Here is an 8,793-nt window from a genome sequence, read left to right as displayed (position 1 = left end):
TGACTGATGTCAGAGACCACACCTGCGTACGAGCTGCTCATCAACGACGAGAAGTCATCCTGGGCAGCGCGTGAAAACCTCCACAACATCCTCACCCGCGAGCTGCTTGGTCCAGCCGATGGTGATGACGAGATACTGCAGATGGCGCCCGACACCCGCTACCTGGTCGGCCGAATCGCACCATCAAAGATAGCCGACAACACAGGCGCGCCAAGCGCCGAAGGAGATGATGACCCCAACTCCACCCTCGATATCGGTGACGACGTTGACGCCAAGCAGAGCACCGGTGTGCCGCTACCGAGCACAGACGAAACGACGATCGATGCGGAGGAGGACGCCGCCCAGGATGCACCCGTCAAGCGCGGTCTCATGATCCCGGCCTCCATGGGGCTGCGCTTCCAGATCCCCCTCGACATCAAGTCTTTCACCGTCCGCGCGAACTGGGGAACCTACGAACCCGGAAACACCGGCAAGGTCATCTCCGGCACCGACCGCCCCGAACGCGTCTTCCGTCGGAAGCATCACGATCACGCGTCAAGGATCCTCATCAGCGATCTCAAGAAGGGTGGTGGTAGAGCGACACAGAGGCTCGAAGATAACGTCACCTTGCAGATCGATAGCGAGATCGACAGCGCTGAGGGCCAGTCGCGTAGCCGTCGCATCATCGAGGTCGCACTGTGCAACAACACGGAAACGAGCACGCCCATCCCGGTCAAGGCCTGGATGTTCCAGACACAGCTCTACATCGAGTCCGAAGACGGCCAGCCCATCTTCCTGCCGGTCCACGATCCCCTCTATGACCCGGAGCGCCCAACCGAAGACGACGAACTCAAACGGCTCGACCTGCAGTACCGTGACCAGCTCGAATTCGCCATCGGGCGTACATGCTCCGTCGACTGGGCTGTCGCCGATGGTGCCCGCCAGGCAACCCAGGTGCGCACCACCTGGCTGCCCACGAGCGAGACCCCGCAGACCCTCCCCGGAGAGACGCCCGGCGCGATCACCGACATGCGAACGCTGGCAGACGCCGCAGAAACCAACGCGGATATTCTCGATGCCGGCCTGCGACCCATCGTTGACGGCTACGCGGCATGGCTGGATCAGAAACGTGATGAGGCCACCACGCTGCCCCCGCATCTGCGCTCCACCGCGGAGGAAGCGATAGACGAAGCTGTCTACGTCCATGCGCAGCTCGCCGATGGCCTGTCTTTTCTCCAGCAGAATGAGGAAGCTCGCCGTTGCTTCGCATTCATGAACACCGTTATGGCCGATCAGCGCGTTCGCAATCAGGTCGCGGCGCTACGTATCGCTGACCCCACACTCGAGCTCGACGAGGCGGCAGAACGCGTGGCTGCACGGGGTCCCGGCGCTCACTCCTGGCGTACCTTCCAGCTCGCCTTCGTCCTTATGCAGGTCCACGGGCTGTGCGACCCGACCTATGCGCGACGCTCCGCAGACAACCTTGCCCGCGTCGAACTACTCTTCTTCCCCACCGGCGGTGGCAAGACCGAGGCCTACCTCGGTCTCGCTGCATTCACCTTCGCGATCCGACGGCTGCAGGGAGTCATCGACACCCCCGACGGCCCGCTCAACGGCGGTGCCGGTGTCAACGTTCTTATGCGGTATACGCTGCGTCTGCTCACCTCTCAGCAGTTCCAGCGCGCCGCAGCTCTGGTGTGTGCAGCCGAACTCGAACGTCGCAAGGATGTCGCCACTTGGGGCGAAGAACCCTTCCGCATCGGCCTGTGGGTGGGTACCAATGTCTCGCCTAAGTACGTAAAAGCCGCCGCCGAAGAGCTCAAGAATGTCAACGATGGCCACGGACACAGGCTCACCGTGCTGCAGGTCAAGCGATGCCCGTGGTGTGGGACCCTTATATCACCGAGCGACATCTCGGTCGATGAGAAGGCCGGCCGCGTCCATGTCTACTGCGGTGAGGAGTTCGGCGAATGTCCGTTCTCCCGCCACGGCGACGTCGAGGGTGGCCTCCCGATCCTCACCGTCGACGAAGAGATCTACCGCCTAGCCCCGGCTTTCCTCATCGCCACCGTTGACAAGTTCGCCCGTCTTGCCCGAGAGGGTCAGGCAGCGCACCTGTTCGGCTACGTCGGTAAGAAGTGCGACCGTCACGGCTACGTCCATCCCGACGACAGGGGATGCGACGGAAAGGGGCACCGAGCCACCGGCACCCTTCCCGCGGCCGAGTCACACGACGTCGTCCGTCTGCGTCCCATCGACCTCATCATTCAGGATGAGCTGCACCTCATCACTGGCGCCCTAGGAACCGCCGTCGGCCTGTTTGAGATCGCCATCGACGTCCTGACGACATGGCAGACCGCCGACGGCGCACAGGTCAAGCCGCTCCTTGTCGCTTCCACCGCCACCGTCCGCAACGCCGGCGACCAGAGCAAAGGTCTCTACGGCCGGTTACCACTGCTGTTCCCCCCACGGGTGCTTGATGCCGCCGACACCTATTTCTCCACAGAAGTCCCCGTCTCGAAGGAGAATCCCGGCCGCCGTTACATCGGCGTAAGCACCACAGGTGTCCGCATCACCACCGCCGAGATCCGCGTCGCCGAGATCCTTATGGCAGGTGGGCAACTCCTCATCGACCGACTCGGCAAAGCCGTCGATCCTTACATGACGCTCGTCGGGTACTTCAATGCCACCCGAGAACTCGCCGGCATGAGCCGCTACGTCCAGGACGACGTCCAGACGGCACTAGCCAAGGGCCGCCGCGGGATCGGGCTCCCACGTCGCGTAGGAACTGCCTTCGACGAACTAAACCTGTCCGAGTTGACCAGCCGCGTCTCGGGGGTAGCCATCACCGATACCCTGGATCAGATGGCCCTCACGTTCGATCCCGCATTCGACTCGACTTCGGCCAGGAGGGACAGGCGCACTCGCCGCGCGGCGAACCAACCGGTTCCTAAGAGAGACACCGCCCCTCCCTTCGACGTCGTGCTTGCCACATCGATGTTGCAGGTCGGCGTCGACGTGACCAGACTCGGGCTGATGCTCATGGTCGGACAACCCAAGAACACCGCCGAGTACATCCAGGCATCCTCCCGCGTCGGCCGAGACCCCGGTCGTCCCGGTCTGGTCGTCACCCTCGGCAACTGGGCGCGTCCACGCGACCTCGCCCACTACGAGGCATTCCGCCACTACCACGAAACCTTTTACGCCCAGGTCGAGCCACTGTCCGTTACGCCGTTCTCGGTCACCTCTCTCGAACGTGGACTGGCGGGGGTGCTCGTCAGCGCCATCCGCGTGCTCGAAGCACCCCAGTCCGAGGGACTGTCCCCTGAAACTAAGGCGTGGCGAATCAAAGAAACCGCTGCATCCCAGCGGGTCAGTGCACTCATCGACAAGCTCGTCGCCCGCGCCGCCGCCGCTTCACCCGACCCCCTCACAGAAGATGCTGTCCGTCGGCGGCTTGATACGGCAGTCGGCCTGTGGAAGAAGCGCCAAATATCGGTCACCGGCGGAGAACGTAAATCACTCGCCTACGAGAGGATCCGAGGCAAGAACGAGAGCGACTTCGCACCACTCATCCGCGGCGCTGAGAACCTTCCCTCCGCCGCCGCCCAGACCGGACCCCCATTCGTCATCGCCAATTCGCTGCGCGAGGTACAGCCGGAGATCAACATCCTCGTCACTCCCCAACCGGAGAATCTCATTTGGCGGCCATCAGACGACACCCCACAATGGGCGCCCCAGCCGAACGGAGATCAGATATGAGCAACAAAACATCGCCAGAGAGCACCGTCAAGGCACGCGGTCAGACACCGTTGGACCCCCTGGGTGACGCTGATGATCTCAAGAAGGCAGGGCACAAGAAGAACTACGCCAAGGTCGGTTCCGCCCGCCCGTCCTCTCTGCTTTACACCTACGGTCCCGGCTCGATCATGGACCTCTCGCATTTCACTGTCATGCCGTCAGGTCTGCAGGACTGGGAACGCATCTGGGCCCGCCGCGATGGCATCCCGACGATCCATGCCCCGGGACTCCTCGACTCCGTCCGCACGCTGCTCAAGCACCGTGTCGATGAGCTCCGGCCCTTCCCCTACCAAGCGAGCACATCGTTCACCCGTGAGGAGGGCAAAGACCTCGGAGTGCCCGCGCACATCTTCCCACAGTGGTTGCGCTGCACCGGATGCGATTTGCTAGGTCCCCTATCCAAGTTCGAGTACAAGAACACCAACCCGTACCGTCCCGACGAAGCGATCTTCGAGCACGATAAGTGTCCGGGGCGGCCCCAAGCCGCCGACGGTAGAGGCCCCAAGGCACAGCGTCGCGGCAAATCGAAACGGCGACCTGCGGTGGCCGCCCGCTACCTGCTCACCTGCATCGATGGGCATCTCGACGAATTCCCCTATGATTGGTGGGTTCACAAGGGAGGGCACTGTCCGAAGGCTGATGTGCCGATCCTCAAGATGATCGACCACTCCGGCGGCCGAGGAGCCTCGGCCACGATCGTATGCACCTCTTGTGAAGCCCGACGTCGAATGAATGAGGCGCAGGGGGAGGCTGGCCGTGCCAAATTACCCGCATGCCGCGGGCGTCATCCCCATCTTAATGGATTCACCCCCGACGGGTGCAGCCGCGAGCCGCGGTTAATCCTGGTCGGCGCATCCAACCTCTGGTTCCCGGCGCTGGCCTCAGCCATCGTTATGCCGCGCCTCGATCCCGAGCTGAAGTTCGCTGACGAGGTCGATCTCATCCGTGCCGAGTTCGCGAAAGACCCCGATGTGACTCCGGAGGACTATATAGGAAGACCCTTCGGTCCGCTCCGCAAGTTCCTTAAGAGTGCCCTAGATGTAACAGCGAAATCTGACGAAGATCTTTCGAAAATCTTGACCGCGGTAATCGAAGAATCTGCCGAGAAATCGATGGAAGAAAAACATGAAGCGTTTAAGCGGTGGAGCCCCGTCGATCTATTGGTCCCTGAGTGGCGATACCTCCAGAAAAGTCCGATAGATGAACGCCACGCGGACGATCGCAGCGGACTGGTTCTATCGAAGCGCAAATTATCGAATCATATGCCTGTCGGAATCAGCCGTGTTCTCGCTGTCGACAAGCTCCGCAAGGTTAATGCACTCATCGGCTTCACCCGCGTCGATGAGATGGATCGCGTCAACGACCTCGCCAGCCGTCTCGTTCCGATCACCGACAATAAAAGGCCCTCCTGGGTCCCGGCCACTGAGGACCACGGTGAAGGACTCTTCCTGCAGTTCGACGAGAAAGCAGTTGCAGCTTGGGAGGAACGGGTCGTGAGTTCGGACCTGTGGAAGGCGCATATGGAATCACACCGTAGGAACTTCGAGAACCGGTTCTCCGAGACCGCCGCCGAGACACCCCCCGAGGAACGACTCCCTTCACCACGCTACTGGCTGATTCACACCTTCGCGCACGTACTGTTCCGGCAGATGGCGCTGAGCAGCGGCTACGGCGCCGCGAGCATCAGCGAACGGCTCTACGCCTGGCAGCGCCAGGGTGAACGCCCTCCCGCAGCAGGAGTCCTCATCTGTACGACAGCTTCCGACAGCGATGGAACCCTAGGGGGGCTTGTCCATCTCTCCGAGCCGGAGTTGCTCGCCGACCTCACCCAAAAGGCGCTCATTCAGGCCTCCCGTTGCTCGTCGGATCCTATCTGCGCCCAACGTAAACCGAAGGATCCCGAAGATTTCCTCCATGGTGCCGCCTGCCACTGCTGTGTGATGGCGTCGGAGACTTCGTGTGAACGAGCTAACCGATTTCTCGACCGCCGATTTCTCATTCCTCTGCCGGGAAAATACTCTGATCTCGCGTTCTTCAGGGATCCACGTGGCCGCTGACGCGAAGGCAGCCCGCAACCTGGGCGCCTATCTCACTGGCACCGAGGCGCGGCAGATCGCCGACCAGATCGAGGGCGGACTTCCGCTGTCGATGATCAAGTCTGGTCTGGGTTCTGCTCGTCGCACCCATGTGTGGAATCTGTTGATCCGTGCGGGGCTGGGGGATGACCCTGGGAGCGTTATCCGAGTGCTCCGCGCAATCGAAGGAGCCAGGGGCTCGTCGATCGTCGTCTCGCCTGTTTGGACAGCTCCTGACAACTTCGTCAGCGCCGGAAAAATCACCAGTACTCTGCACGAGTACGTGGACAAGGCACGCGAGTCCGTGATCTGCGCGACGTACAACTTCCAGCGGTCGTCGGCACTCTGGGAGTCCTTGAAAGCGGCCGCTGCCCGGCCCGATCTCGACGTGCGCATCTACATGGATACTGCCGCAGCGAACGCAGAACCGGCGCACTGGAAACCCTCAACAACCGAGGTGGCCTCCGCAATGTACCCGGCCGCTGTCCACCAAAGCATCGAATGGCAGGGAAAACCAGTTCGCACACACGCGAAGTTCATTGCCATCGATCATCAGTACCTCATCGTCATGAGCGCCAACTTTTCCAAGTCTGCCGAGCTGCATAACATCGAATTGGGTCTCGTAGTCCACGATCGGGCTGCCTGCGAGGGCGTGATCACCACTTTCAATGGGTTCGCCGATCTCTTCGAGCGTGTATCCCCCTAAAGTAACTGATTCTCTCTGCAATAGCCTTCTGGACGCGGATGGGATACCCTGGGTCGCGAGTCACTGTAACATCACCGTCAAGCCGCGTTAAGCCCGCCCCTTGTGCCGCGCGCCGGCCCCGCGATCCGGGCGCCGGCCGATACGCTGGGACCATGACCGATCAGCGCCGCTCCGTCTCCGACTCCCCCGCTCCCAGCACCGCCCTGCCCGAGGCCGTCCTGTTCGACCACGATGGCACCCTCGTGGACACCGAGCCCGTCTGGGCCCGCACCAAGGAGGAGGTGGCCGCGGAGTTCGACGCCGTGTGGACCGAGCAGGACACCCTGGCCTGCTTGGGCCAGCCGATGTCCATGACGGTGGATCGGCTGCGAGAGCTGGGGGTGCGGCTCTCCCCCGAGGAGATCGTGCGCCGCCTGGCCGCCACCGGCCAGCAGGTGGTGGCGCAGGAGGGCATCGGCTTCCTGCCGGGGATCGAGCCGCTGCTGCGCGAGGTCGCCGACGCCGGGATCCCGGCGGCCATCGTCACCAACGCCACCACGGAGATCGCCCGGGTCACCGCCTCCCGCGCCCCGGAGGGTCTGTTCCGCACGGTGATCGGGGATGAGGATGTGCAGCGACCCAAGCCGGATCCGCAGCCGTACCTGCTGGCCGCCGAGCGGCTCGGCGTGGACATCACCCGCTGCGTCGTCGTGGAGGACTCCCCCTCCGGGGTGGCCGCGGCTCACGCGGCGGGCGCGCGCGTCGTCGTCGTGCCGGGGATGCAGCCGGTGCCCGACGGCGCGGGGGACGCCCGAGCGGAGCACGAGCAGCTGAGCCTGGCGATGCTGCGCTCGGTGTTCACCTGAGGCGATCGACGGCACCTCCGCAGGTCCTTGACCCGCCCGCGCTATTTTGAGTGACTCATAACAACGCAGTTATGAGTCACTCATAACAACGTCCGCGGGCCCATCGCATCACACACACCGGATCACACACCGGGGCCCGCGCACACAGGAAGGAACGCCATGTCTGAGAAGAACGCCCCGTACACCGTCCCCGGCCTGTCCGTGGACGGCGGCCACCAGGTCGCCGAGATCCTGCAGCCGCGCCTGCACGCCCTGAACGACCTGCAGCTGACCCTCAAGCACGCCCACTGGAACGTGGTCGGGCGCAACTTCATCGGCGTGCACGAGATGCTGGACCCGCAGATCGAGCTGGTGCGCGGCTACGCCGACGAGCTCGCCGAGCGCATGTCCGCCCTCGGGGTGGCCCCCAACGGGCTGCCCGGGGACCTGGTCCAGACCCGCGACTGGGAGGACTACAAGCTGGGGCGCGCCTCGGCCATGGATCACCTGCGCGCGCTGGACGAGGTCTACACCGGCCTGATCGAGGACCACCGCGCCGCGATCGCCAAGGTCGGGGACGTGGATCCCATCACCGAGGACATCCTCATCCAGCAGACCGGCGAGCTGGAGAAGTTCCAGTGGTTCATGCGCGCCCACCTGGAGGACGCCGACGGCCAGCTGAGCTGACCCCGCCTGCCGGCTCCACGACGACGGCCCCGGCTTCCCGCCGCACCGGCATTTCGCTGGTGGCGAGAATCCGGGGCCTTCGCGTCTCCCGGTAACACGACCGACACCTGCCCGACGCCCCCCGAGGGTTAGGGTGGAGCAGGACGATCGGTCCCCCGGAGCCCGCTCCGACCCGACCGAACACCACCGGATCTCCACGAAAGGATCACCTATGGCCTTCCACCTCGCCAACGCCGCCCTGCGCGCCGTGCCCGGCGCCTTCATCCTCAACTCCGGCCTCGGCAAGCTCAACCTCGACGAGGACACCGCCAAGACCCTCCAGGGCATGGCCGTCAACGGCGTCCCCGCCCTCGGCAGCCTGAGCCCCCAGACCTTCGGCAAGGTCCTGGCCGGCTCCGAGATCGCCGTCGGCGCCGCCCTGCTGACCCCCATCGTCCCGCGCCGCCTGGCCGGGCTGGCCCTCGGCGCCTTCTCCGCCGGACTGCTCGCGATGTACTTCAACACCGACGAGATGACCGAGGAGGACGGCATCCGCCCCTCCCAGGCCGGCACCGCCGTCGCCAAGGACTCCTGGCTCGCCGCCATCGCCGCGGCCCTGATCCTGCAGTCCAAGAGCGACAAGAAGAAGGCGAAGAAGGCCGCCAAGAAGGCTGCGAAGAGCAGCAAGAAGTAGCGCACCGCGCTTCGGCTTTCCCGCATGACGACGACGCCCGCCCACCAG

Annotated in this window: 6 protein-coding genes; all 6 read left to right on the top strand. The window is 63.9% G+C overall.

Annotated features, from left to right (window positions below; genetic code table 11):
* Positions 1–6 precede the first annotated feature (6 nt).
* The 6 genes from drmA (at position 7) to NQ707_RS06345 (ending at position 8,745) form a co-directional block, all read left to right on the top strand.
* Positions 7–3,741 (top strand): DISARM system helicase DrmA, encoded by a 3,735-nt coding sequence (drmA, locus tag NQ707_RS06370; RefSeq protein ID WP_404435132.1) that lies wholly within the window; start codon positions 7–9, stop codon positions 3,739–3,741.
* The gene (drmB, locus tag NQ707_RS06365) at positions 3,738–5,837 is read left to right on the top strand and encodes a DrmB family protein (RefSeq protein WP_404435130.1); all 2,100 of its coding nucleotides are present in this window, start codon (positions 3,738–3,740) and stop codon (positions 5,835–5,837) included. The genes drmA and drmB overlap by 4 nt, the downstream gene beginning before the upstream one ends.
* A complete protein-coding gene (gene drmC, locus NQ707_RS06360) occupies positions 5,827–6,561 on the top strand; it encodes a DISARM system phospholipase D-like protein DrmC (RefSeq protein ID WP_404435128.1) in 735 nt (244 codons plus the stop codon). The genes drmB and drmC overlap by 11 nt, the downstream gene beginning before the upstream one ends.
* A 152-nt stretch (positions 6,562–6,713) precedes the next feature.
* A complete protein-coding gene (locus NQ707_RS06355) occupies positions 6,714–7,406 on the top strand; it encodes an HAD family hydrolase (RefSeq protein WP_404435126.1) in 693 nt (230 codons plus the stop codon).
* Between the two features lie 159 nt (positions 7,407–7,565).
* Positions 7,566–8,072 carry a Dps family protein gene (locus tag NQ707_RS06350; protein WP_075514093.1) on the top strand — a complete coding sequence of 169 codons (507 nt, stop codon included), beginning with the start codon at positions 7,566–7,568 and terminating at the stop codon, positions 8,070–8,072.
* 211 nt (positions 8,073–8,283) lie between these two features.
* Positions 8,284–8,745: a hypothetical protein gene (locus NQ707_RS06345; protein ID WP_058730656.1), complete on the top strand. Its 462-nt coding sequence runs from the start codon at positions 8,284–8,286 to the stop codon at positions 8,743–8,745.
* Positions 8,746–8,793 lie beyond the last annotated feature (48 nt).

Source organism: Rothia sp. BD8 (assembly GCF_044878465.1).
Lineage (GTDB): Bacteria > Actinomycetota > Actinomycetes > Actinomycetales > Micrococcaceae > Rothia > Rothia kristinae.
Note: the sequence above shows the minus strand (reverse complement) of the source record. Positions and strands in the feature narration are given on the sequence as shown.

Coding starts and splice junctions, on each gene's coding strand:
- drmA (WP_404435132.1), top strand. CDS start 7: ATGTCAGAGACCACACCTGCGTACGAGCTGCTCATCAACGACGAGAAG.
- drmB (WP_404435130.1), top strand. CDS start 3,738: ATGAGCAACAAAACATCGCCAGAGAGCACCGTCAAGGCACGCGGTCAG.
- NQ707_RS06355 (WP_404435126.1), top strand. CDS start 6,714: ATGACCGATCAGCGCCGCTCCGTCTCCGACTCCCCCGCTCCCAGCACC.
- NQ707_RS06350 (WP_075514093.1), top strand. CDS start 7,566: ATGTCTGAGAAGAACGCCCCGTACACCGTCCCCGGCCTGTCCGTGGAC.
- NQ707_RS06345 (WP_058730656.1), top strand. CDS start 8,284: ATGGCCTTCCACCTCGCCAACGCCGCCCTGCGCGCCGTGCCCGGCGCC.